Origin of the sequence: Candidatus Pelagibacter sp. Uisw_092, assembly GCF_047729545.1 — a bacterium.
Taxonomy (GTDB): domain Bacteria; phylum Pseudomonadota; class Alphaproteobacteria; order Pelagibacterales; family Pelagibacteraceae; genus Pelagibacter.
In genome coordinates this window covers 334,364-356,569 of the sequence record NZ_CP159824.1, presented here as the reverse complement: position 1 = coordinate 356,569, position 22,206 = coordinate 334,364, and the positions used below count along the sequence as shown (strand labels likewise).

The following is a 22,206-nucleotide window of genomic DNA, read 5'->3' as shown; positions in this document are numbered from 1 at the left end:
TTATCCACCCCCAATAAAATGAACAATTTCTATTTTGTCATTTTTTTTTAGTTTAATTTTATTAGTCTTATTTTTATCTATTATTTCTTGATTCAATTCAATTGCTACTTTTTTAAGAGGAATTTTTAGTTCTTTTAGAAAAATTGAGAGGCTTAAATTTTCATTTATTGTTGAAAATTTACCATTTATCTTAATTTTTATTTTTTTTATTTTTTTCATAATGTATAAGAATTTGATGAGTAATAATATTATAATTATTAATGGCCCCAATCTTAATCTATTAGGTGAAAGAGAACAATCACAATATGGATCAATAACTTTTGATAAATTAAAAGAAAATTGCTTAATCAAAGCTAAAAGTTTAGATATTAATTTAGAATTTTCTCAGTCAAACTTAGAAGGTGAAATAGTTACAATCATACAAGAGGCCAAGAATAAGTTTGATGGTATAATTATTAATGCTGCCGGCTTTACACATACATCTGTTGCTATCAGGGATGCTTTAGATATTTATAAAAAACCAATTATTGAACTTCACATATCAAATATATATAAAAGAGAAGAATTTAGACATAAATCTTTAATCAGTGATATTGCTACTGGTGGAATTTTTGGTTTAGGTGATAATGGATATATTTTAGCCATAATTGCAATGCAAAACATGCTACAGAAATGAAAATAGATAAAAATATAATTAAAGAATTAACTGAATACTTAAATGAGTTCAATTTAACTGAAATTGAATATACAGAAAAAGATACCAAAATAAAAGTTTCAAAATCAAACTCAACTAGTTCAAATCAAGTTGTAAGTGTTGCAGCTTCAACCCCAGTTCCTGAAGCTAAGCCTGACGTTACGTATGGAACTGAAGTTAAGTCTCCTATTATTGGTACAGCTTATCTTGCAGCAGAACCTGGAGCTAAGAAATTTGCAGAAGTTGGTAAAAAAATTAAAAAAGGTGAAACAGTTATGATAGTTGAAGCTATGAAAACTATGAATCATGTTCCATCTACTGCTGATGGAATAATAAAAGAAATTTGTGTAGAAGATGGCCAACCTGTCGAATACGGTCAAACTATCATCATTGTCGAATAATGTTTAAAAAGATTTTAATTGCAAACCGTGGGGAAATTGCAGTCAGAGTTATACGGGCATGTAAAGAATGGGGAATTGAAACAGTTGCTGTTCACTCAGATGTAGATAGAGATAGTATGCATGTAAGACTTGCTGATGAAAGTGTTTGCATTGGCTCTCATCAACCAGCAAATAGTTATTTAAATGTTCCAGCATTGATGTCTGCTATTGAACTTACAAAAGCAGAGGCTGTTCACCCTGGATATGGTTTTTTATCTGAAAATGCAAATTTTGCCAGAGTTTTAGAAGAAAATAATATTAAATTTATTGGTGCATCTTCAAAACTTATAGAAATGATGGGAGATAAAATTCAAGCAAAGAAAATTGCTAAAGAACATGGTTTACCAGTTATTGAAGGTTCTGAGGGTGGTATAACAGACATAAAAGCAGCCAAAGAAATTTGTAAAAAAATAGGCTTCCCAGTTTTGATTAAAGCATCTGCTGGTGGTGGTGGCAAAGGAATGAAAATTGTTCGTAAAGAAGAAGAGTTTGAAACATTATTCTCAACAGCAAAATCTGAAGCACAAAAATATTTTGGTAACGATGAGATATATATTGAAAAATTTTTCCAAAATCCAAGACATATTGAAGTTCAGGTTCTATCTGGAAAGAATAGAACTGTTCATTTGCATGAAAGAGACTGTTCTGTACAAAGAAGGCACCAAAAATTAATAGAGGAAACTCCTAGCCCAATTTTAACAAATCAAATTAGAAAAGATCTTTTTGAAAGAACTGTAAATATGGTCAGCAAAATTGGTTATGAGGGCGCTGGAACAGTTGAGTTTATTTATGAGGATGGAAAGTTTTATTTTTTAGAAATGAATACTCGAGTCCAAGTTGAACATCCAGTTACAGAAATGGTTACTGGTATTGATATAATTAAAGAACAAATTTGGATAGCGTACACTGGAGAAACAGCTCTTAAACAAAGTGATATTAATCCTCGGGGTCATGCCATTGAGTGTCGTATTAATGCTGAAGACGCTAGTAAAAATTTTCAACCATCACCAGGTACTATAGGTATGTGTCATCAACCGTCAGGTTTTAGAACAAGAGTAGATGGTGCAATTTTTCAAGGTTATAAGGTTACACCATATTATGACAGCATGATTTGCAAAGTGATTACACAGGGAAGAAACAGAACTGAAGCAATTCAAAGAATGAACAGATCATTAGATGAATTTGTAATTGAGGGTATCACCACAACAATACCTCTTCATAAAATCTTGCTTAATCATAAAAAATTTCTTGATTCAGATTTTAATGTCAGTTGGTTAGATAACGAAAAAATTATTTAATAACATCTAGTAAGCCAAATATCATAAACAGGATGATCAAACGGATTGATTGCCGGGCTTGATGAAAAAGTCCACCCATTAAATATGAATACCTCATTATTGTCTTTATTTGTTACGTCCTTAACTTGAATGTATGCCGTTATCTCAGGGTTATCATCAAATTCAGAATTTTTACATTTTAAACTTTTAATTAACAAATTTTGAAATTTTAATTCTTCACCTACTTTTAATCTTAAAAGATTTGTTTTTGAGCTAACTTTATCCAAGACTTTAATTTCAACAAATTTTTCCTCATATTCATTAGCTGCCATTGAAGGTAATGAGATATTTATTAAAAAAAAATAAATTAAAATAAAAAGAAAATTAACTTTTCCAGCTAGTATATTTTTTTTTAATTGGTTCATTATTTTTATTAGGATGATAGGCCTTTTCAGTGCCTGTTTGATTGGATTGATGTGGTTTTTGCCAATCATAATTTTTTAATTCATGATTATTTTCAATTCTGTTTTTTGTAAAATGCATCCAAGAGTACCACTCTATGGGTATTTTTGATGCATCAATTTCATCATTATAAATTACCCATCTTTTTCCTAATTTACTCTCATAATATTTATTGCCACTAGAATCTTTTCCAGCATATTTTCCAAAAAAAATTGTTTCTAATTTTGTTCCAAGTGTTTCCTGATTCCACCAAATGAAAATTTTCTTAAATAATGTCAACATATAATTTTGTTAATTCTTCAATCTTAAATTGTATAATTTAAATTAGACTAAAGTATGAATTTGTATATAAATCAATTATCTTAAGATTCATAACAAAAATTAATAAAAGGTAAAATGGCAAAATATTTAGTAGAAACTTATTACACTTGTAGCTTCAAAGTTAATCATTATCTAGATGATATTAATGAAACTGAGTTAGCAAACCTTGAAAAACGTGATGATGGAAAATTTGAGGTCCTTGATGTTAAGCTTGATACGAGAAAAACAAAAAGCTTGGACCCAAATAATAAAGTAATTGAGTCAAAAAAATTGGATATTATATCTGAACAAAGCCAACCTAAAATTGTTTCAAAAGAAAACAACACATCATTTGTTAAAAAAATAAATGAGGGTGTGGGTAAAAGATTTAGCATGCCAGATAGAAGGAAAGGATATATTCAAAAAGCAACAATTGGTAACCATAAAGTTTATTTGCATACTGGTGAATATGAGGATGGAAAAATTGGTGAAATTTTTATCGACACAAGTAAAGAGGGTGAACTAGTAAAAGCTTTAATGAATAACTTTGCAATAGCAATATCACTTGGCCTTCAATATGGTGTCCCTTTAGATGAGTTTATTAGTGCTTATGTTGATACTAAATTTGAACCATCTGGAAAAGTTCATGGTAATGACAGAATAATGAGTGCCTCTTCAATACTAGATTATATATTTAGAGAGTTGGCCATCTCTTACCAAAATAGAGAAGATCTAGCACACACTCCAGCAATTGGTGGCTCAGATAGATCTTCATCTGAAGAAGAAAATACTGAAGATCAAAATCAATTACTTAAAATTATAAAAGATGTTACTAGCAAAGGGTTTGTTAGAAATAATTATAAAAAAAATCTTGTTGATTTATCTGATGTCAAAATAAACCTAAAAGGTAAAAAATAAATTATTTTTTAATTTTTAAAGCTAATCCAAGTTCTTTAAGTTGTTCTTCATTAACTTTTGAAGGGGCATTCATCATTAAATCCTGAGCATTTTGATTCATTGGGAACATTGTAACTTCTCTAATATTCTTCTCATTAGCCAAAAGCATTACAATTCTATCTATACCAGGCGCTATACCTCCATGAGGTGGTGCTCCATAACTAAGTGCATTAATCATCCCACTAAATTTCTCATCAACTTGTTCTTTTTGATAACCAGCGATAGAAAATAGTTTATACATAAGTTCAGGTACATGATTTCTAATTGCACCAGAAGATAATTCTATCCCATTACAAACAATATCATACTGATAGGCTTTAATATTAAGAGGGTTATCAAAATCAATATCTTTTATGTCTCCTTGTGGCATTGAAAATGGGTTATGACTAAATTCAATTTTATTAGTTACTTCATTTTTTTCAAACATCGGATAATCAACAATCCAACAAAATGCAAAAATATTTTCGTCAATTAAGTTTAAATCTTTAGCAATTTTATCTCTAGCTTGAGAGGTTATTTTTTCAACTTCATTTATTTTTCCACAAGCAAAGAATATACTGTCCCCAATTTCAGCTCCTGTAATTTTCATAATTTCTTTTAACGCCTCTTCAGAAAAAAATTTGCCTACTGGGCCCTTGGCTGAAATATTTTCATTTTTTTCAATTGTAAAATAAGCAAGACCAGACGCACCTTGCTCTTTTGCCCATTTATCGATATTATCAAAAAAACTTCTTGGCTTTTCTTTTGTGTTCTTGGTTACAATACATCTTACTTTAGAGCCAGATTTTACAAGTTTTTTAAAGATCTCAAAAGTAATGTCTTCACGCATAAATATATTTGATAAATCATAAATTATTAATGGGTTTCTTAAGTCAGGTTTATCTGATCCGTATTTAAGCATACATTCGTCATAAGGTATTTTTGGAAATTTTTCATACATTAGTTCTTTTGAAGAAAAATTTTTAAAAACTTTGACTATTAGTCTTTCAACAACTTGAAAAATATCCTCTTGTTCAACAAATGACATTTCTAAATCAAGTTGATAAAATTCACCTGGGCTTCTATCTGCTCTAGCATCTTCGTCTCTAAAACATGGGGCAATTTGAAAATATTTATCAAATCCAGATACCATTATTAGTTGTTTAAATTGTTGTGGTGCCTGTGGTAGCGCATAAAATTTTCCTGGATTCAGCCTACTAGGGACTAAAAAATCCCTAGCCCCTTCTGGACTTGAGGATGTTAGGATTGGAGTTTGAAATTCCAAGAAACCTAATCTAAACATTTCATCTCTAATAAATGAAATAACTTTTGATCTTAATATAATATTATCATGAATTTTTTTTCTTCTTAAGTCTAAAAATCTATACTTAAGCCTAATTTCTTCTGCATATTCTTGATCACTAAAAACAGGCATTGGAAGTTCTTTGCAAGTTCCAAGTACTTCAAATTTATCAATATTGACTTCTATCTCGCCCGTTTGTAAATCAGAGTTAATAGTATCAGCGCTTCTCTTAACAACATTTCCATTTATCTTAATTACACTTTCAAGCTGAATTTTTTCTAATAACTTAAAGTTATCATTACTTTTATCAATAATACATTGGGTCATTCCATAATTGTCTCTTAAATCAATAAATAAAAGATTTCCATGATCTCTTTTTTATTAATCCACCCCGATAATACAATTTCTTGTCCATTATTATCCTTATTTAACTCACTACAATTATGTGTTCTATACTTATTCACTTATTCCTCTAATGCCTCATTAATTATCTTAAAGTCGATTGATTTTTTCTTTTTTAAACTAATCTTGTCAATTTTATATATGAATTCAAATATTTTGCCATACGATCTCTCAATTCTTTTAATAATAAAATCAATCAATTTTTTTTCTAAGGTAATCTGCCTATCAGATAAATTTTTTAATATCAAAGCGAACATTACTTCATCGTCAGGGTTTTCAATTTTTGATAAAAGACAGTTTTTAGTTCTTGATTTAAGGTCATCTAGTCTAAAATCAATCTTTGTTATTGGCTCTAAAGATGTAATTATCAAAAACTTATTATCTTGATCAATTATATTAAAAAGAGAATAAATAAGTTTTTCATTGACATCTGAGCTCAGATTTTCCAAAACAATGTTTTGATAAGGCTTAATTGCTTTTAAGTTTTCATCATTAAGTAGATTCGATTCAACTCTAATCCCCTTAAATTTTTTTAAAAAAATATTAGTTAAGTGAGTTTTGCCAGAAAATTTATCTCCACTTATATTTAAAAAATTTTTTTCCCATCTAGGCCACTTATTTATTAGTTCAAAAGGATGATAATTACTTTTCCCAACATAAAAATCATCATCTCTAAAGTTTTGTTCATAATCGAAGCCAAGTAATAATTGATTTAAACTTTTCATTTAATTGTCCAAACATTATTTTTCATTATCAATTTAAAATTTTTATTACTCATGTCATTAAGAAAGGTTTTTGGAGAACCATTATAAATTATTCTGTATTGAGTGTAATTATTGTTAAAATTTAATATATAAAAATTTGATATCAGGTCAGTATTAGTAAGTACCTCTTCCAATTTGATTATTTTTTTATAATCTTTTGATTTTATAGATATAGTTAAGGGAAGTTTTATTGATGTATTTATCTCATTATTTCTTTTCCACTCATCTTCATAAATATCTTTTAAATTATCTAAAATTTTATTAATATCTTTTTCATTACCTAGATTGACTTTTAAATATTTTTGATTATTTATTTTAAGAGAGTTATTTAAGTTAATTTTTGAAAGTACTTGAATCTCATCTTTGTTTTTATAAATTATTGAAATAATATAATCATCTAAATCATATTTTTTTATTAAATTCATAAAATTATATGTTTCAATATAATTTGATGCTTCTTGAAGTTTATTTAAATCCTCAAGGTCCTCAGTTGGTAACAAGTAATCTAATAATTGATAATTTTTTCTTACATCATTCCATTTTTTGTAAAAAATATTATTATTAAATAAATTTATACTGTCTGTTTCTGTATCTATTAGTATTGGTATCAATAAAACCTTATTTTTTATTGGAATTGAAGGAAATATATTTTTTTTTTCTAAAAAGTTTAAAATTTTTTTTTTATTGAATGTAGTCTCAAGTTTTGCAAAATATTCATTATTAATAAATTTTTCATCACTTATTGTAAAAGAATCAATCATGCCTTTGATTTCCTTTAATTGAATATTTTTAATTTTATTTTTATCACCTGAGGTTGTAATCATAGATATTAAATTTGAAAAGGAAGCCTTAAACCCCTTGTCTATCACAGTACTTTTCTTAAAGTTTAGCTCAAATGGAGATGAAATTTCAATATCTGGCACTCTAAAAGTATTTGCGTTTAAATAACTTGTAGAAAAAATTATTATAAATAGAACGAATGAAATAAAAAATATATATACTTTTTGTAGTCTTAATAATTTATTAATAATTTGCATATTTTATACTAATGAAAAAAAAAAAATTTACCTATGAAAAAAGTGGTGTAAACATAAATGCTGCTGACAATTTTGTTAAATTCATATCTTCTATCTCATCAAACAATAAAGGCAAAAAAAAGTTTAATAACATTGGTGGTTTTGGTTCAATTTCTAACATTCCAAAAAATTTAAAAAACCCTAAAATTGTTGCATGCACTGATGGTGTTGGAACAAAAGTTGAGATAGCAAATATACTCAACAAATACGATACAATCGGCATTGATTTGGTTGCGATGAGTGTGAATGACCTGATTGTGCAAGGAGCAAAACCACTGTTATTTTTAGATTATATTTCAATTAATAAAATAGACCTAAAAAAATTAAAATCTATCCTTAAAGGAATAGTAAAAGGTTGTAAAATTTCCAACTGTGAATTAGTTGGTGGAGAAACTGCAGAAATGCCAGGTACCTATGAAAAAGGGAAATTTGATATAGCTGGTTTTGCTGTTGGTTTAGTTGACCAAAAAAAAATTCTAGCAAAAAAAAAAATAAAGAAAAATAACTTAGTGTTAGCTGTTCCATCTAGTGGGGTTCACTCAAATGGTTATTCCCTAGTGAGACATGTTCTTAAAAAAAATAAAATAAATTTAAAAAATAATTCATTTTTAAATAAAGAATTACTACGACCTACAAAAATTTATGTACAAGAAATTTTAAATTTAATTGATAACAATCTTTTAAATGGATGCTCAAATATCACTGGTGGTGGACTGGCAGACAATATTAAAAGAGTTATTCCAGATGGATTAGTTGCTGATATAAATTTAAATAAGATTAAAACAAAAAAAATTTTTAAATGGTTAAAACAAAATAATATTGAAGATAAAGAAATGTTAAAAACATTTAACTGTGGAGTTGGTTTTTGTTTAATTATTAATCCTAAAAATTTAAATAAAATTATGAAATTTTTTACAAAAGAATTTAAGCCTTATGTTATTGGAAAAATGATTAAAGGAAAAAATAAAGTTAAACTTAATGGTAAAATTGACTGGTCTTAAAAAAATCAAAACAGCAGTTTTTATATCTGGAGCTGGAAGTAATCTTAAAAACTTAATAAAATTTTCAAAAATAAAAAAATCTCCTATATCTATAGGTTTAATTTTTTCAAATACTCCTAAGGCCAAAGGACTACGCTATTCAAATCAATTTAATATCAAAAAATATGTAGCAAGCTTTAAAAACTCAAAAATAGCTGAAGAAAAAATATTAAATTTATTAAAAAAAGAAAGTATAGAATTTATTTGTCTTGCTGGTTTTATGAAAATTTTATCTAAAGGTTTTATTAAAAAGTTTAATGGAAAAATAGTTAATATACATCCCTCTTTGCTTCCAAAGTATAAGGGGCTTGATACTCACATTAAAGCTATACAAAATAAAGACAAACTGGCTGGCTGCACTGTTCATTCAGTGACAGCAAAACTTGATTCTGGGAAAATAATTCTACAAAAAAAAGTTAAAATTTCAAAGAAAGATACCCCTGCATCCTTGGCTAAAAAAGTTTTAAGCCAAGAGCATAAGCTCTACCCTGCAGCTATAAAAAGAATATTTAATTAGTCTTTAAAGAAAAAATCAATCTCAATTTTAGCGTTTTCAACACTGTCAGAACCATGTACAGAATTTTTATCAATAGAAATTCCATATTTTTTTCTTATAGTTCCTTCTGCAGCATCCTCTGGTTTGGTAGCACCCATTAACTCTCTGTTTCCTAAAACTGCATTTTCCTTCTCTAGTACCATCACAACTATTGGTCCTGAAGACAAATAGGCACATAAATCATCATAAAAAGGTTTTGTTTCATGAACTTTATAAAATTGTTCTGCTTCAGTTTTTGCTATCTGAATTTTTTTATCTTTAACAACTTTGAAACCTTTATTTATAAACATTTCTTTGATTTCATTATCTAAATTTCTTTCAACAGCATCAGGTTTAATGATTGATAGTGTTTGCTCTGTATTACTCATAATTGTCCTCTATTAGTTGGTTTAATAATCTTACTCCATAACTAGTTGCTCCACCTGAGTTTAAAGCTCCACCGTATTTTGAAAAGGCCATACCAGCTATATCTAAGTGTGCCCAAGGTGTTTTATTTAAAATAAATCTTTGTAAAAACTGTGCTGCAGTTGTAGATCCTGCACCACCCACATAATTGATATTTTGCATATCTGCGTTTTTTGAGTCTATAAGTTTGTCAAAGTTTTTATGTAAAGGCATTCTCCATAATTTTTCTTCCACTTTGTCTCCTGCATTTAATAATTGTTTTGACAATTTATCATCATTTGAAAATAGACCAGCATATTCAGAGCCCAATGAAACTATAATAGCACCTGTTAAAGTTGCTAAATCTATCATAAATTTAGGCTTAAATTTTTTTTCGGTAAAGGTTAGAGCGTCAGCCAAAACCAATCTACCTTCAGCATCTGTATTTAATATTTCTATTGTTTTACCACTATAAGATTTAACAATATCCCCAGGTCTTTGAGCATTTCCACTCACCATATTCTCAACAAGCCCCACAATACCTACTGCATTAATTTTTGCTTTTCTTATAGCTAAATTTTTCATTAAGCCCACCACAGTTGCTGAGCCTGCCATATCATAAGTCATATCCTCCATAAACTTTGCTGGTTTTAACGAATAACCACCAGTGTCAAAACAAACACCTTTTCCAACAAAAGCTAAAGGATTAGAATTATTTTTTGCTCCATTCCATTCCATTGTTACAAGATATGATCCTCGAATACTTCCTTGTCCTACACCAAGTAAAGCATTCATCCCAAGTTTTTTTAATTTTTTTTCATCATATATATTTATTTTTAATCCAAATTTTTTAAGTGTATTTATTCTTTTTGCATATTCGTCTGGATGTAAAACATTTCCTGGTTCAGAAACAAGGTCTCTTGCAAAAAAACTTCCTTCTTCTAGGGCTTTAAATCTTAAATGATCTTGAGTTGATATTTTATTTTTATTTCCTATAACATTTATATAAATAATTTTTTTATTTTTTTTTGATTTGTAAATATTAAATTCATATGATTTTAATTTTAGTCCATGTAGAAAATAACCTACAAAATTTTTTATTTTATTATTGACTGTATCTGAATTTACAAAGTATTCTTTTTGCTTATCATAATTAATATAGCTATGAAATTTAGCACCCAAATTTTCTATATCTGATATTTTTATATCTTTCTTAATAGGCACTAAAAATACTGTTTTTTTTGAATTAACTTTAAAAAAAAGTAAGTCTTTTTTTAAATCACTAGTTTTTAATAAATCAGATATGTAGGAAAATTCATTATTTGAAATAAATTTTTTTAAACCACTAATATTGAAATTTTCATCAACAAATAACACAAGATTAGTTAAGTTTGTTTTTAAACTGCTACTTTTATAATTAATTTGAATAGGCATAAATTTTAAATACACTCCTTACGTGTTCGTGCTATATATGAATAAATTTATTAAATTTCAATGAAAAAATTATTATTTCTACATTTTTTTAAGGATACAGTTAAATTTTTTTTAATTATCTGTTTATCTATAAGTTTAATTGTATGGATTATTCAAGCTGTTAAATTCCTAGATTTTGTAACAGAAGATGGTCACAGTATGTATGTCTATTTTCTATATACATTACACAATTTCCCAAAAATTATTCATAGAGTTCTTCCTTTTGTTTTTTTTATTTCATTGTTTTATCAAATTAATAATTATGAAATACGAAATGAATTGATCATTTTTTGGACTATTGGAATTAGTAAATTTAAATTTGTTAAGTTTATTTTAACTCTTTCAGCGATTTTTTTTGTTATTCAATTTATACTTGGAGGATTTATTTCACCATGGTCTCAAAATAAGGCTCGTTCATATATTAAAAACTCTAATCTAGGTTTTTTTCCATCACTGATAAAAGAAGGTAAATTTATAGACACAGTTAAAAATTTAACAATCTTTATCGAGTCAGAAAATAAACCAGGAAGTTATAATAATATCTTTATAAAAGAAGATTATGACTCCAGCTTTGATAGCTCAAAAATAATAATAGCCAAATATGGATTGTTGAAAAGCATAGGAGATAAAAAATATTTACAATTGTTTAATGGAAAAATAATTAATAAGAGTTCTCAAAAAATTAATGACTTTTCTTTTGAAAAAATAGACTTTGATTTAATGAAGTTTGGTTCCAAAAGTATCTCGCACCCTAAAATTCAAGAGTTAAATAGCTCCCTTTTAATAAAATGTTTAATTTATGAGTCAAAAGGAATAGCAGAGCAGCTAGAGAGTGAAATATTAATGTGTACAAAAAAATCTTCTAAATTTATTCAAGAAGAAATTTTAAAAAGATTTTTAAAGCCAATATATCTTCCTTTGTTATCTTTAATTGCTAGTTTGATTATTTTTGTTTCAAAGGAAGATAAAAAATTTATTTTTTATAAAGGTATCTTTTTTTTTATTGGTGTTTTTACTATTATCTTTTCAGAAATAACACTGAGATACAGTTCTGAAAGCTTGTATGGTAAGTTTGTTTTTATAGCTATCCCTTTAATAGTTTTGACAACAATATTTATATATTTATTTAAAAAAGATAAAAAAATAAAATAGATGATTAAAATTTTTGAACTATATTTAATTAAACTTTTTTTAAGAAAGATTACTTATATATCCGTAATTTTTTTTATTTTAATTTTCATACTTAATTTATTTGAAGAAATTTCATTTTTTAAAAGTTCAAATGTAAATGTATTTTATCCTATTCTTATAGGCCTTTTAAATGTTCCATCTACTCTTTTAGAGATTTTTCCTTTTATATTTTTAATTGCAACACAATTCTTTTTCTTAGAGATAATAAATAAAGATGAATTAGAGATTTTGAAAGTAAATGGACTGAGTAATCTTAAAATTCTTAAAACTTTAATTTTAACTTCCTTGATATTAGGGGTGCTTTTAGCAACTCTATTCTACAACTTGTCCTCTAAATTAAAATTTGTTTATACAGACATAAAAAATACATTTTCTAACGATAATAAATATCTTGCCGTTGTCAAAGAAAGTGGTCTATGGATTAAAGATGAAATTGATGATAAAATTTTAATTATTACATCTGATAACATTCTAAGTAATAAATTAATACAAGTTTCAATTTATGAGCTCGATCAAAATTTTAATCTATCAAAGATAATACAGTCTGATGAAGTTGACATTTCAAATTATGAGTGGAGAATATCTAACCCAATAACTTTTCAGGATAATCAAAATAAAAAGTTAGATGATATTTTATTAATGACTACACACTTTAATCTCGATAAAATAAATAGTATGTTCAATAACCTATCAACATTAGGAATAGGTCAACTACTAAAGCTTAAAAAGGATTACAAGTCTCTAAAATACTCAACAACAGAGATAGATGTTCATTTGCATAAAATCTATTCACTACCACTATTTGTTACTATTATAACAATCCTAACATCAATAATTATGTTTAATAATAAAAAGAATAAATCTATGATTTTTCATTTAATATTAGGTGTGCTAATGTCTGTTATAATTTATTATTTATACTATTTATTTAATCTACTGGGTGAAAATGGGAAAATGCCAATTATAATATCTATATATCTTCCTTTTATAACTTTATTTCTTTTGGCTTTAATTGGATTGGTAAATTTAAATGAAAAATAAATTAAAGATTAAAATATTTATAGTTTTATTTTTTTTTAATATCATCCAAAATAAAGCCAATACAGATGAGATTATTTTTAACACTAAAAATTTAGACATTGTTAATAATGGAAATACTATCAAGGCAGGTCTGGGGCACATCCTCTCCAATAAAGATAATATAAAGATTAAAGCTGAAAGTTTTAATTATGATAAAATTTCATCTCTAATAAAAGCAGATAAAGCATTTGTCGAATTAAAAGACAAAAAAATTAATATAAAAGCTGATAAAATAATTTATAATAGTAAACTTTCTACAATAAATGCTATAGGCAATGTTCAAATCACTAAACTAGAAAATAAAGCTATAATAAAATCTGATAATATTTTTTATCAAAAAGAAAAAGAGATAATTAGTTCTATTGTTAAATCTGTTTTAATTGATAGGCATGGCAATAACATTACTAGTGATAGTTTTATTTTTACTCTAATCAATAATGAAATAAAAATTACCAATGCGCAAATTAAAGATATTAATAATAATGTTTATTATTTAGAAAAAGGATTTGTTAATCTAACAACAGATCAGCTCACAGGTAAGGATGTTAGTATAGATTTTGCTAACGATTATTTCAATGCAAATAATCAACCTAGACTAAAGGGTAGAGCTTTAAGTCACAATAATAATGAAACAATAATTGAAAAGGGCATCTTTACAACCTGTAAAAAAAATGACGATTGTCCTCCTTGGCAATTTTTAGCAAAAGAAATTGTACATGATAAAAAAAAAAAACTATTAATTATAAAAATGCTTTGTTAAAAATTTATGATGTACCAGTTTTCTATTTTCCAAAATTTTTCCATCCAGACCCTACAGTAAAAAGACAATCTGGCTTTTTAGCACCAACATTCATAAATTCTAGCAATCAAAGCTCAGTTTTTACCCTACCCTATTATCACGCAATTTCTGATAGTAAAGATTTAACACTTAGTCCAAGATTTTACTCAACAAATAAATTTTTAACACAGCTCGAATATCGTTCTGTCTATGCAAAATCAAAACATATAATTGATTTTAGTACGTTAAATCAAAAAAATGAAAATTCTAAGAATCATTTTTTTTCTGAGTCGTCAGGTGAAATTAATTTAGATAATTTTGAAAAAAGTGAGATATCACTTCAGTTGCAGTCAACTTCAAATGATACCTATTTGAAATCTTACAAACTAGATTCACCTATAATTAATGATACGGATACGCTTGTCTCTAGTTTTAATTTTTCTGCTTATAGAAGCGATCTAGCAATTAAATCTTATTTAACTGTCTATGAGGACTTAAGTGAATCTAAAAAAAGTGATAAATATGAATATGTTTATCCAGCTTTCAATATAACAAAAGAATTATATACAAGCCTTAATTCATTTGGTGATTTAAATTTAAACTCGAATGGCTATATGAAAAACCACAATACTAATATTTTTGAAAAGGTTTTAGTTAATGATCTGCTATTTAGTTCTTATCCCAGTTTTAACAAAAGTGGACTAAAAAATAATTTTAATATTCTATTTAAAAATACTAATACGGATAGTAAAAATTCAAAGAAATATAAGAATAACTTAAATACAAAGCTTTCAACTTTGTTTGAATACAATTCCTCATATCCACTCCAGAAAAAAGGTGATAATTATACAAACATAATTAAGCCAATTATTTCACTGAGATATAGTCCAAATAATTCAAAAAATATGAGAGATGAGGAAAGAAGAATTGACGCTAATAACATATTCTCTCTCAATAGAATTAGCTCCAATGAATCTGTTGAGGGTGGAGGTTCATTTAGCTTTGGAACAGAGTTTAATAAAAATGATGAATTAAACAATGAAATATTTAGCGGAAAAATCGCAAATGTATTTAGGTTTGAAGAAGATAAAAACTTGCCTACAAGTAGCTCTTTAGGGAAAAAAACTTCTGATATTGTGGGTAGCATTAACTATAATCCAAATAAGTATTTTAGTATCAATTATGAGTTCTCTGAAGATGAGTCATTAAAAAATACAAATTATCAATTATTAAAAAATGAATTTAAAGTAAACAACTTTATAAGTACATTTGAATATCTTAATGAAAATAACACAATTAAAAATGAAAGCTATCTTTCAAATAAGACTGTTTTTAAATTGAGCAATAGTACAAGCTTAGGGTTTGAGGCACGGGAAAATAAAAAAACTAGAGCAACAGAGTTTTATAATTTAATTTATGAATATAGGAATGATTGTTTAATTGCTGCAATTCAATATAACAAGGATTACTATATTGATAGAGATTATAAACCAAGTGAAAATGTATTCTTAATGCTAACAATAATACCTTTTGGAGAAACAAAAAGTCCTAACATTAAATAATAATGCTTAAAAAAAAATTTATATTTACTTTAATTATTTTATTAGCATTCATTGTAAAAGCTTACAGTGATGGAAGCATCAATATTGTGTATAAGGTAAACGACAAAATCATAACCAATGTTGATATTGAAAAAGAGCTTATATATTTAATTTTACTAAATAAGAATTTAAAAAATTTAGACGATGAAAAATTATTAAGTATCGCAAAGGAATCTATACTGAGAGAAAAGATAAAAATAATAGAGCTTTCAAAATATTTTGACCTTGAAACATTAGAAATTGATATAAAAAAATACTTAGAGAATTTTTATCAAAATTTAGGAGTTAAAGACTTTAACGAATTCCAAAAATACCTAAAGATGAATGATCTGACTTATGATTATATTGCAAAAAAAATTAAAGTAGAAATCTTATGGAACCAGCTAATATATGATCGACACCGAAATCAAATTAAAATCAATAAAAAAGAATTAGAAGAAAAATTAAAAAATATTAAGATTCAAGATGAAGAAAAAACTTATTTTTTATCAGAAATAGAATTCGAAAAAAAAAATAATGAAAGCCTTCAAAAAAAAGTAAACATTATCAACAAGAGTATTGATGAAATTGGTTTCAACAATACTGCTAACATTTATAGCGTATCTGATAGCTCTAAATTTGGTGGTAAAATTGGTTGGATTGAAGAAAGAAAACTTTCTCTAAAAATTAAAGAAAAGCTCAAGGCCTTGAATGTAGGTCAAAATACAAGTTATATTAAAAAAGGAAACATTTTTTTGATTCTAAAGATAGAGGATATTAAATATGAAAAAAAAACTATTGATAAAAAAAAAGAATTAGCAAGATTAGTACAATTTGAAACCAGTAAACAACTTGATCAGTTTTCAAAAATATTTTTTAAAAAAATAAAGATAAATACTAATATTAATGAATTATAAACCTATATTAATTGTTGCTGGAGAACCAAATAGTATTTTTTTAGAGATTTTCTTTAAAAGTATAAATAAAAATTATTACAAAAGCCCTCTAATAATTATTGTTTGTAAAAAATTACTTATTAAACAAATGAAACACTTTGGATTTAATTTTAAAATAAATCAAATAGATCTGGATAGTATAAATTTCAAAAAACTAAATAATAAAACAATTAATATTATCAATGTAGATTATAGTTTTAAGAATATATTTGAAAAAATTTCAAAAAAATCAAATAATTATATAAAAAAATCTTTTACAATTGCTTCAGAAATTCTTAAAAAAAAAAAATTTTTAAATTTATTAATGGCCCAATTTCAAAAAAACATTTTTTAGAAGGAAAAAGTTTGGGTATCACAGAATACTTGGCTAAAAAAAATGGAAAAAAAAATGAAGTAGCGATGCTGATTTTTAACAAGAAGTTATCAGTTAGTCCGGTAACAACACATCTTGCTTTAAAAGATGTTCATAAACATATTTCAAAACAGAAAATATATACTCATATTAAATTAATTACTGAATTTTATAAAAAAAATTTAAAAAAAAAACCAAAAATTGCAATAACAGGTCTAAACCCTCACTGTGAAAGTAACTTTAAAAATAGTGAAGAAAATACAATAATTATACCTGCTATTAAAAACTTAAAGTCCAAAAATTTCAAAATTGAAGGCCCCTTTCCAGCAGATACTATATTTATGCAAGCTCATTTAAAAAAATATGATGTTATTGTTGGAATGTACCATGATCAAGTTCTAACATCGATGAAAGCCTTATTTGGCTTTGATGCAATTAATATAACTCTAGGCTTGCCCTTTGTCCGTATTTCACCTGACCATGGTCCAAATTCTTCTATGTTAGGTAAAAATCTATCAGATCCTAAAAGCTTGACGAAAGCTCTGAAATTCTTAGATAAATAGATGTTTATTAAACCCAAAAAAAGTTTAGGTCAAAATTTTTTAATTGACCGTAATGTTCTCGAACAAATTGTCGATACAGTTGAAATTGCAAATAAAGAAGTTTTAGAAATAGGTCCTGGTAGTGGAAATCTAACCACATTCATTTTGAAAAAAAATCCTAAAAAAATTTATGTGATTGAAAAAGATGATGAACTAGCTTTAATATTAAAAGATAAATTTACTAATGAAATTACTATTATTAACGATGATGTTTTAAAAATATCTGAAGATAAAATTTCTAATGAAAAGCTTACAGTATTCGGAAACTTACCTTACAATATTTCGACAGAAATTCTTTCAAAATGGATAATTAACATTAACAATAACTTCTGGTTTGAAAAATTAGTATTAATGTTCCAAAAAGAAGTTGCTGAGAGAATTGTTGCTGAATCTAACACATCTAATTATGGAAGATTATCTATTTTATCAAACTGGAAATTGAATGTTAAAAAGATTATAGATATTAAACCACAAAGTTTTTCACCTAGACCAAAAATTGACAGTTCACTTCTTCTATTTACCCCAAAAGAAAATTTTTTTGAATTAAAAGATGCTAAAAACCTTGAAATGATTACTAGAATTTTTTTTAGCCAAAGAAGAAAGATGCTTAAAAAACCTTTTAATCAAGTCTTTAAAAATGCAAAAGCTATTGCGAAAAAGTTTAATATTGATCTTAATCTTCGGCCACAAAATTTAGAAGCTGAAATATATTTTAAACTTGTTAAAGAATTTGAGAATTTAAGAGGTTAATTTATTAATATGCTTTCTAATATATTCTTTATCATAATCTTTTGATCCATTGTTAATTTCTGCATCAATTAAATTGCTAATTTTAGAGTAGCATTCATCAAGGTTATCATTTACAATAACATAGTCATAATTGATCCAATGCAATACATCTCTACTAAATTCTTTCATTCTTTCTTCTACAATTAACTTATCTTTCATGTCTCTATTAGATAATCTTTCAAATAAAACTTTCTTGCTAGGAGGTAGAATAAAAAATGTAATTAATTTATAATTTAATCTTTTATTTTTAATTTGATCTGCTCCTTGCCAATCAATATCAAATATTACGTCCTCACCTTTTTCCAATTTTTCAATCACCTGCGTTCTAGTTGTTCCATAAAGATTACTAAATACTTTTGCAAATTCTAAAAATTCCTCATTTTTTATTAAACTTTCAAATTTTTTTTTATTTACAAAATAATAGTCTTTGTTTGCGATCTCATTAGGTCTTGGTTCTCTTGTAGTATGAGAAACTGATATATGGAAGTTTTTATCTTTGGAAAGAAGTTTTACTAAAGTTGTTTTACCTGCCCCAGATGGGGATGATAAAACTACCATTATCCCATCTTTTTTTTTGGACATGTGAATTCTAGTTTGTTTTGCCTGCTATAAAGTTAACAGCATCACCTACAGTTAGAATTTTTTCTGCTTGGCTATCAGAAATTTCTGAACCAAATTCCTCCTCGAAAGCCATCACTAATTCAACTGTATCCAAGCTATCCGCACCAAGATCATCTATAAAACTTGAATCATCCAATACTTTTGCTTCATCTATACCCAGGTGGTCTGCTACAATTTTTTTAACCTTGTTTGAAATATCTTCTGACATAATGTTCCTTTTTGTTATATTTCGTTAATAGTTCAAAAAGCAATTTTGTCAACCCAAATACATGCCTCCATTAACATGTAATGTTTCTCCATTAATGTAGTCAGATTGGCTAGAACTTAAAAAAGTAACTGCATTTGCAATATCTTCTGGTTTACCGAGTCTATTAGATGGAATTCTTGCTATTATTGCTTCTTTATATTTTTCATCAATTTTATCTGTCATTGCGGTACTTATAAAACCAGGTGATATACAGTTGACATTTATATTTTTTTTAGCGTATTCAATTGCTAAACTTTTCGACATTGCGACTATGCCAGCTTTAGATGCTGTGTAGTTAGCTTGCCCTACATTGCCTGTGTGTCCAACTACTGATGTTATATTGATAATTTTTCCAGATTTATTCTTAAGCATTTTTTTAATAGAATATTTACACATTAAAAATGTTGAAGTTAAATTAATATCTATAACTTTTGACCACTCTTCTAAGCTCATTCTGATAGTTAGGTTATCTTTTGTAATACCAGCATTATTAATTATACAATCTAATGATCCACCCAACTCTTTAGTTGCATTTTCTATAAATTCTTCAATTTGATCATGCTTGGATATATCAAATTTAGTAATCTTTATTTTTTTAAATTTTACTTTTAACTCTTCTAATTTTTCAAGTCTTGTACCTGTGGCTAAAATGTTTGCACCATATTCATTTAGCTTTTCAACTATAGAATTGCCAATTCCACCTGAAGCTCCTGTAACTATAATATTTTTATCTTTTAAACTATTCATTAATATTAATTAACCTTATATCTTCTTCTGTATTTATTGCACTAACTTTAACTTTTTTATCAATTCTCTTTATTAAACCCGACAAAACTTTACCAGGGCCTATTTCTATAAATTGAGTAATACCTTTTTCAATCATTAACAAAACACTTTCACGCCAACGAACACTACTTTCAATTTGTTTAACTAATAAATCTTTTAATTCATTTGAATCAAATATTTCTTTTCCTGTAACATTTGAAATAAGAGTATTTTTAGGTTCTTTAAAGTCTAATTTGACCATTTCTTCTTTCATCACAAGTGTTGCTTTATTCATTAATTTGCAATGGAATGGAGCGCTCACAGGCAGTTTAATATTTCTAATATTTGCAGCCTTTAAATCAATCATCATTTTTTCTAAATCATCAATTTTACCACTTAACACTATTTGTCCTACTGAATTATCATTTGCAATATAGCATTCATATTTATTTTTATTTTTATCAATAATTTTTTCTATTAATTCAATTTCAGACCCTAAAACTGCAACCATTCCACCTACCCCTTTTGGAACTGAGTTTTGCATGGCCTTCCCTCTAATTTTTAATATCTTTAAAGTCTCTGAAAATGATAACGCTCCAGCAGCTGTCAGTGCAGAATATTCACCTAAAGAATGGCCAGCATAAAATTTAGCTTTACCTAAGTCAATTTTAAACTCTTCTTTAATCAACTTAAATATGGCGTAACTTAGCAAAAATATTGCTGGTTGAGTGTTCTCTGTTAGGTCTAAATCTTCCTTAGGGCCATTTAAAACAAGGTTTGACAGTGAAAATCCAAGTGTATCATCGGCTTCCTTGAATAAATCTTGCACTAGACTATATTTATCGTGTAAGTCTTTACCCATTCCTACTAATTGTGAGCCTTGACCTGGAAAAATAACAGAAAACATTTAAATATCTAAATTTTATTATGGTTTTAAGTGTTGTAATTCAATTATTATAATAGTATATCCTCATTTTTTATTAAAGAACAATTATGAATTTATATGAACATACAATAGTTGCTAGACAAGACACTAGCCCTGCCCAAGTTAAATTATTAAGTGAAAAATATTCTAAAATAGTAGAGAAAAATGATGGGGAAATAGTACAAACTGAGGACTGGGGTCTATTAAACTTAGCCTATATTATTAAAAAAAATAAAAAAGGCATCTATATGCACTTTAAAATCAAAGGTTCTGGAAAAATCATTGATGAATTAGAAAAGAATGAAGCTATTGATAAAAACCTTCTAAGATACATGACGGTTAAGGTAAAAAAATTTGATCTAGAAGCTAAATATTTTTCAAAAAAAGATGATTACGAAAAAAAAGAGTTTAAAAAAGAATATAATAGAGACTAATTATGCCATCAAAAAAAAGAGCAGGAAGTAAAAAAGGTAAACAAAGTAACTTTGCAAAATTAAGTATTTTTCAACCTAACAAATATAAATTTAAAAAGTCTTGCCCTTTATCATCAAAAGGTGCTCCAGAGGTTGATTATAAGAATATTAGATTATTAAAAAAATATATGTCTGAAAATGGTAAAATCTTACCATCGAGAATTACAAATGTTTCACAAAAAAAACAAAGAGAGCTTTCCCTGTCAATTAAGAGAGCTAGAAACTTAGCGTTGATTTAAATGAAAGTTATACTTTTAGAAAACTTAAGAAGAATTGGATCTATTGGAGAGATAATAGATGTAAAAAGAGGATTTGCTAGAAATTTTTTAATTTCAAATAAAAAAGCTCTTTACGCTTCAAAAGAAAATATTGCAGAAGTTGAAAAGATAAAATCTGAGCTAGGCAAAAAAGATGCTGAAAAGAAAAAAGAAGCTCAAAAAATTTCTGAACAAATTAATGCTAAAGAATACGAAATAAAGAAATTAAATACAGAAAACAAAGAACTTTACGGGTCAGTGAAACCAACTGAGATTTCAAAACTAATACAAGAAAATGAAAAATTAGATATTAAACCTTCAATGATACAACCCATAACTGAAATTAAATCACTTGGTAAATTTAAAGTTAAAATTATTTTACACTCTGAAATAGATTCTGAAATTACCATTAATGTAGTTTCAGCTGAAACTATTCAATAATTATACAATTTTTTCCCCAGCATATATTTGTTATATTTTTAA

General features: G+C 26.5%; 28 protein-coding genes and 1 pseudogene. 17 read left to right on the top strand and 12 right to left on the bottom strand.

Going from position 1 to position 22,206, the window contains the following annotated elements; translation table 11 throughout:
- A complete protein-coding gene (gene thiS / locus ABXT63_RS01870; protein WP_415321345.1) occupies window positions 1–219 on the bottom strand; it encodes a sulfur carrier protein ThiS in 219 nt (72 codons plus the stop codon).
- 16 nt (window positions 220–235) lie between these two features.
- Between thiS and aroQ the strand changes: the two genes are divergently transcribed.
- Genes aroQ through accC form a run of 3 tightly spaced genes read left to right on the top strand, consistent with a single transcriptional unit; the run spans window position 236 to window position 2,432 of the window.
- Window positions 236–676, top strand: coding sequence for a type II 3-dehydroquinate dehydratase (gene aroQ, locus ABXT63_RS01865; protein ID WP_415321343.1), 441 nt, complete (start codon window positions 236–238; stop codon window positions 674–676).
- Entirely contained in the window at window positions 673–1,095 is a 423-nt protein-coding gene (locus ABXT63_RS01860) for an acetyl-CoA carboxylase biotin carboxyl carrier protein (protein ID WP_415321341.1), read from the top strand. The genes aroQ and ABXT63_RS01860 overlap by 4 nt, the downstream gene beginning before the upstream one ends.
- The gene (gene accC / locus ABXT63_RS01855) at window positions 1,095–2,432 is read left to right on the top strand and encodes an acetyl-CoA carboxylase biotin carboxylase subunit (RefSeq protein ID WP_415321339.1); all 1,338 of its coding nucleotides are present in this window, start codon (window positions 1,095–1,097) and stop codon (window positions 2,430–2,432) included. The genes ABXT63_RS01860 and accC overlap by 1 nt, the downstream gene beginning before the upstream one ends.
- Here the strand turns inward: accC and ABXT63_RS01850 are convergent.
- Window positions 2,429–2,836, bottom strand: a complete 408-nt coding sequence (locus ABXT63_RS01850; RefSeq protein WP_415321337.1) for a DUF2155 domain-containing protein — start codon at window positions 2,834–2,836, stop codon at window positions 2,429–2,431. The two genes, accC and ABXT63_RS01850, sit on opposite strands and share 4 nt — an antisense overlap.
- Window positions 2,796–3,155: an NADH-ubiquinone oxidoreductase subunit NDUFA12 family protein gene (locus tag ABXT63_RS01845; RefSeq protein ID WP_415321335.1), complete on the bottom strand. Its 360-nt coding sequence runs from the start codon at window positions 3,153–3,155 to the stop codon at window positions 2,796–2,798. The genes ABXT63_RS01850 and ABXT63_RS01845 overlap by 41 nt, the downstream gene beginning before the upstream one ends.
- A 114-nt stretch (window positions 3,156–3,269) precedes the next feature.
- Here ABXT63_RS01845 and ABXT63_RS01840 point away from each other — a divergent pair, with 114 nt between their 5' ends.
- Window positions 3,270–4,091 (top strand): ribonucleotide reductase, encoded by an 822-nt coding sequence (locus ABXT63_RS01840; protein ID WP_415321333.1) that lies wholly within the window; start codon window positions 3,270–3,272, stop codon window positions 4,089–4,091.
- A 1-nt stretch (window position 4,092) separates the two neighbouring features.
- On the opposite strand, the pseudogene aspS reads toward ABXT63_RS01840, so the two are convergent.
- The 3 genes and pseudogenes from aspS to ABXT63_RS01825 form a co-directional block, all read right to left on the bottom strand.
- A pseudogene (aspS, locus tag ABXT63_RS01835) lies at window positions 4,093–5,876 on the bottom strand (aspartate--tRNA ligase).
- A complete protein-coding gene (locus ABXT63_RS01830; protein WP_415321331.1) occupies window positions 5,877–6,539 on the bottom strand; it encodes a DNA replication protein in 663 nt (220 codons plus the stop codon).
- Window positions 6,536–7,615: a hypothetical protein gene (locus ABXT63_RS01825; protein WP_415321329.1), complete on the bottom strand. Its 1,080-nt coding sequence runs from the start codon at window positions 7,613–7,615 to the stop codon at window positions 6,536–6,538. Before ABXT63_RS01825 ends, ABXT63_RS01830 begins: the two co-directional genes overlap by 4 nt.
- Before the next feature lie 11 nt (window positions 7,616–7,626).
- On the opposite strand from ABXT63_RS01825, the gene purM reads away from it, so the two are divergent.
- Both purM and purN read left to right on the top strand, forming a co-directional pair.
- Complete coding sequence (gene purM / locus ABXT63_RS01820) at window positions 7,627–8,655, top strand: phosphoribosylformylglycinamidine cyclo-ligase (RefSeq protein ID WP_415321327.1); 1,029 nt, start codon at window positions 7,627–7,629, stop codon at window positions 8,653–8,655.
- Window positions 8,633–9,211, top strand: coding sequence for a phosphoribosylglycinamide formyltransferase (gene purN, locus ABXT63_RS01815; protein WP_415321326.1), 579 nt, complete (start codon window positions 8,633–8,635; stop codon window positions 9,209–9,211). Before purM ends, purN begins: the two co-directional genes overlap by 23 nt.
- Here the strand turns inward: purN and ndk are convergent.
- Together ndk and ABXT63_RS01805 are read right to left on the bottom strand one after the other, a co-directional pair.
- Entirely contained in the window at window positions 9,208–9,618 is a 411-nt protein-coding gene (ndk, locus tag ABXT63_RS01810) for a nucleoside-diphosphate kinase (RefSeq protein WP_415321324.1), read from the bottom strand. The two genes, purN and ndk, sit on opposite strands and share 4 nt — an antisense overlap.
- A complete protein-coding gene (locus ABXT63_RS01805) occupies window positions 9,611–11,068 on the bottom strand; it encodes a leucyl aminopeptidase (protein ID WP_415321322.1) in 1,458 nt (485 codons plus the stop codon). The genes ndk and ABXT63_RS01805 overlap by 8 nt, the downstream gene beginning before the upstream one ends.
- A 60-nt stretch (window positions 11,069–11,128) precedes the next feature.
- Here ABXT63_RS01805 and ABXT63_RS01800 point away from each other — a divergent pair, with 60 nt between their 5' ends.
- The 8 genes from ABXT63_RS01800 to rsmA are packed head-to-tail and all read left to right on the top strand — an operon-like array spanning window position 11,129 to window position 18,396.
- Complete coding sequence (locus tag ABXT63_RS01800) at window positions 11,129–12,259, top strand: LptF/LptG family permease (protein ID WP_415321320.1); 1,131 nt, start codon at window positions 11,129–11,131, stop codon at window positions 12,257–12,259.
- Window positions 12,260–13,339 carry an LptF/LptG family permease gene (locus ABXT63_RS01795; protein WP_415321318.1) on the top strand — a complete coding sequence of 360 codons (1,080 nt, stop codon included), beginning with the start codon at window positions 12,260–12,262 and terminating at the stop codon, window positions 13,337–13,339. It begins immediately after the preceding gene.
- Entirely contained in the window at window positions 13,329–14,138 is an 810-nt protein-coding gene (locus tag ABXT63_RS01790; RefSeq protein ID WP_415321316.1) for a hypothetical protein, read from the top strand. Before ABXT63_RS01795 ends, ABXT63_RS01790 begins: the two co-directional genes overlap by 11 nt.
- Window positions 14,132–15,718 carry an LPS-assembly protein LptD gene (locus ABXT63_RS01785; protein ID WP_415321314.1) on the top strand — a complete coding sequence of 529 codons (1,587 nt, stop codon included), beginning with the start codon at window positions 14,132–14,134 and terminating at the stop codon, window positions 15,716–15,718. Before ABXT63_RS01790 ends, ABXT63_RS01785 begins: the two co-directional genes overlap by 7 nt.
- A gap of 2 nt (window positions 15,719–15,720) precedes the next feature.
- Window positions 15,721–16,653 carry a peptidylprolyl isomerase gene (locus ABXT63_RS01780; RefSeq protein WP_415321312.1) on the top strand — a complete coding sequence of 311 codons (933 nt, stop codon included), beginning with the start codon at window positions 15,721–15,723 and terminating at the stop codon, window positions 16,651–16,653.
- Window positions 16,643–17,026, top strand: coding sequence for a hypothetical protein (locus tag ABXT63_RS01775; protein WP_415321310.1), 384 nt, complete (start codon window positions 16,643–16,645; stop codon window positions 17,024–17,026). The genes ABXT63_RS01780 and ABXT63_RS01775 overlap by 11 nt, the downstream gene beginning before the upstream one ends.
- 11 nt (window positions 17,027–17,037) lie before the next feature.
- Complete coding sequence (locus ABXT63_RS01770) at window positions 17,038–17,607, top strand: 4-hydroxythreonine-4-phosphate dehydrogenase PdxA (protein WP_415321308.1); 570 nt, start codon at window positions 17,038–17,040, stop codon at window positions 17,605–17,607.
- Window positions 17,608–18,396, top strand: coding sequence for a 16S rRNA (adenine(1518)-N(6)/adenine(1519)-N(6))-dimethyltransferase RsmA (gene rsmA, locus ABXT63_RS01765; protein WP_415321306.1), 789 nt, complete (start codon window positions 17,608–17,610; stop codon window positions 18,394–18,396).
- On the opposite strand, the gene gmk is transcribed toward rsmA, so the two are convergent.
- From gmk to fabD, 4 genes are read right to left on the bottom strand one after another with little or no spacing between them, the layout of a single operon-like run.
- Entirely contained in the window at window positions 18,385–19,017 is a 633-nt protein-coding gene (gmk, locus tag ABXT63_RS01760) for a guanylate kinase (protein ID WP_415321304.1), read from the bottom strand. The genes rsmA and gmk overlap by 12 nt on opposite strands.
- A 7-nt stretch (window positions 19,018–19,024) precedes the next feature.
- A complete protein-coding gene (locus ABXT63_RS01755) occupies window positions 19,025–19,264 on the bottom strand; it encodes an acyl carrier protein (RefSeq protein WP_415321303.1) in 240 nt (79 codons plus the stop codon).
- A gap of 48 nt (window positions 19,265–19,312) precedes the next feature.
- Window positions 19,313–20,050, bottom strand: coding sequence for a 3-oxoacyl-[acyl-carrier-protein] reductase (gene fabG / locus ABXT63_RS01750; RefSeq protein ID WP_415321301.1), 738 nt, complete (start codon window positions 20,048–20,050; stop codon window positions 19,313–19,315).
- A complete protein-coding gene (fabD, locus tag ABXT63_RS01745) occupies window positions 20,043–20,975 on the bottom strand; it encodes an ACP S-malonyltransferase (protein WP_415321299.1) in 933 nt (310 codons plus the stop codon). The genes fabG and fabD overlap by 8 nt, the downstream gene beginning before the upstream one ends.
- Window positions 20,976–21,061: 86 nt before the next feature.
- Here fabD and rpsF point away from each other — a divergent pair, with 86 nt between their 5' ends.
- The 3 genes from rpsF to rplI are packed head-to-tail and all read left to right on the top strand — an operon-like array spanning window position 21,062 to window position 22,164.
- Window positions 21,062–21,427, top strand: a complete 366-nt coding sequence (gene rpsF / locus ABXT63_RS01740) for a 30S ribosomal protein S6 (protein ID WP_415321297.1) — start codon at window positions 21,062–21,064, stop codon at window positions 21,425–21,427.
- A 2-nt stretch (window positions 21,428–21,429) separates the two neighbouring features.
- Window positions 21,430–21,705 (top strand): 30S ribosomal protein S18, encoded by a 276-nt coding sequence (rpsR, locus tag ABXT63_RS01735; RefSeq protein WP_415321295.1) that lies wholly within the window; start codon window positions 21,430–21,432, stop codon window positions 21,703–21,705.
- Window positions 21,706–22,164 carry a 50S ribosomal protein L9 gene (gene rplI / locus ABXT63_RS01730; protein ID WP_415321293.1) on the top strand — a complete coding sequence of 153 codons (459 nt, stop codon included), beginning with the start codon at window positions 21,706–21,708 and terminating at the stop codon, window positions 22,162–22,164.
- Window positions 22,165–22,206: the final 42 nt, after the last annotated feature.

Excerpts from the sequence above, each read along its gene's own strand:
- purM (WP_415321327.1), top strand. The coding sequence starts at position 7,627 with ATGAAAAAAAAAAAATTTACCTATGAAAAAAGTGGTGTAAACATAAAT.
- ndk (WP_415321324.1), bottom strand. The coding sequence starts at position 9,618 with ATGAGTAATACAGAGCAAACACTATCAATCATTAAACCTGATGCTGTT.
- ABXT63_RS01805 (WP_415321322.1), bottom strand. The coding sequence starts at position 11,068 with ATGCCTATTCAAATTAATTATAAAAGTAGCAGTTTAAAAACAAACTTA.
- rpsF (WP_415321297.1), top strand. The coding sequence starts at position 21,062 with ATGAATTTATATGAACATACAATAGTTGCTAGACAAGACACTAGCCCT.
- ABXT63_RS01860 (WP_415321341.1), top strand. The coding sequence starts at position 673 with ATGAAAATAGATAAAAATATAATTAAAGAATTAACTGAATACTTAAAT.
- aroQ (WP_415321343.1), top strand. The coding sequence starts at position 236 with ATGAGTAATAATATTATAATTATTAATGGCCCCAATCTTAATCTATTA.
- rsmA (WP_415321306.1), top strand. The coding sequence starts at position 17,608 with ATGTTTATTAAACCCAAAAAAAGTTTAGGTCAAAATTTTTTAATTGAC.
- ABXT63_RS01775 (WP_415321310.1), top strand. The coding sequence starts at position 16,643 with ATGAATTATAAACCTATATTAATTGTTGCTGGAGAACCAAATAGTATT.
- rplI (WP_415321293.1), top strand. The coding sequence starts at position 21,706 with ATGAAAGTTATACTTTTAGAAAACTTAAGAAGAATTGGATCTATTGGA.
- ABXT63_RS01825 (WP_415321329.1), bottom strand. The coding sequence starts at position 7,615 with ATGCAAATTATTAATAAATTATTAAGACTACAAAAAGTATATATATTT.
- rpsR (WP_415321295.1), top strand. The coding sequence starts at position 21,430 with ATGCCATCAAAAAAAAGAGCAGGAAGTAAAAAAGGTAAACAAAGTAAC.
- accC (WP_415321339.1), top strand. The coding sequence starts at position 1,095 with ATGTTTAAAAAGATTTTAATTGCAAACCGTGGGGAAATTGCAGTCAGA.
- ABXT63_RS01845 (WP_415321335.1), bottom strand. The coding sequence starts at position 3,155 with ATGTTGACATTATTTAAGAAAATTTTCATTTGGTGGAATCAGGAAACA.
- fabD (WP_415321299.1), bottom strand. The coding sequence starts at position 20,975 with ATGTTTTCTGTTATTTTTCCAGGTCAAGGCTCACAATTAGTAGGAATG.
- thiS (WP_415321345.1), bottom strand. The coding sequence starts at position 219 with ATGAAAAAAATAAAAAAAATAAAAATTAAGATAAATGGTAAATTTTCA.
- ABXT63_RS01755 (WP_415321303.1), bottom strand. The coding sequence starts at position 19,264 with ATGTCAGAAGATATTTCAAACAAGGTTAAAAAAATTGTAGCAGACCAC.
- ABXT63_RS01800 (WP_415321320.1), top strand. The coding sequence starts at position 11,129 with ATGAAAAAATTATTATTTCTACATTTTTTTAAGGATACAGTTAAATTT.
- ABXT63_RS01850 (WP_415321337.1), bottom strand. The coding sequence starts at position 2,836 with ATGAACCAATTAAAAAAAAATATACTAGCTGGAAAAGTTAATTTTCTT.
- gmk (WP_415321304.1), bottom strand. The coding sequence starts at position 19,017 with ATGTCCAAAAAAAAAGATGGGATAATGGTAGTTTTATCATCCCCATCT.
- purN (WP_415321326.1), top strand. The coding sequence starts at position 8,633 with ATGGTAAAATTGACTGGTCTTAAAAAAATCAAAACAGCAGTTTTTATA.
- ABXT63_RS01795 (WP_415321318.1), top strand. The coding sequence starts at position 12,260 with ATGATTAAAATTTTTGAACTATATTTAATTAAACTTTTTTTAAGAAAG.
- ABXT63_RS01840 (WP_415321333.1), top strand. The coding sequence starts at position 3,270 with ATGGCAAAATATTTAGTAGAAACTTATTACACTTGTAGCTTCAAAGTT.
- ABXT63_RS01830 (WP_415321331.1), bottom strand. The coding sequence starts at position 6,539 with ATGAAAAGTTTAAATCAATTATTACTTGGCTTCGATTATGAACAAAAC.
- fabG (WP_415321301.1), bottom strand. The coding sequence starts at position 20,050 with ATGAATAGTTTAAAAGATAAAAATATTATAGTTACAGGAGCTTCAGGT.
- ABXT63_RS01780 (WP_415321312.1), top strand. The coding sequence starts at position 15,721 with ATGCTTAAAAAAAAATTTATATTTACTTTAATTATTTTATTAGCATTC.
- ABXT63_RS01790 (WP_415321316.1), top strand. The coding sequence starts at position 13,329 with ATGAAAAATAAATTAAAGATTAAAATATTTATAGTTTTATTTTTTTTT.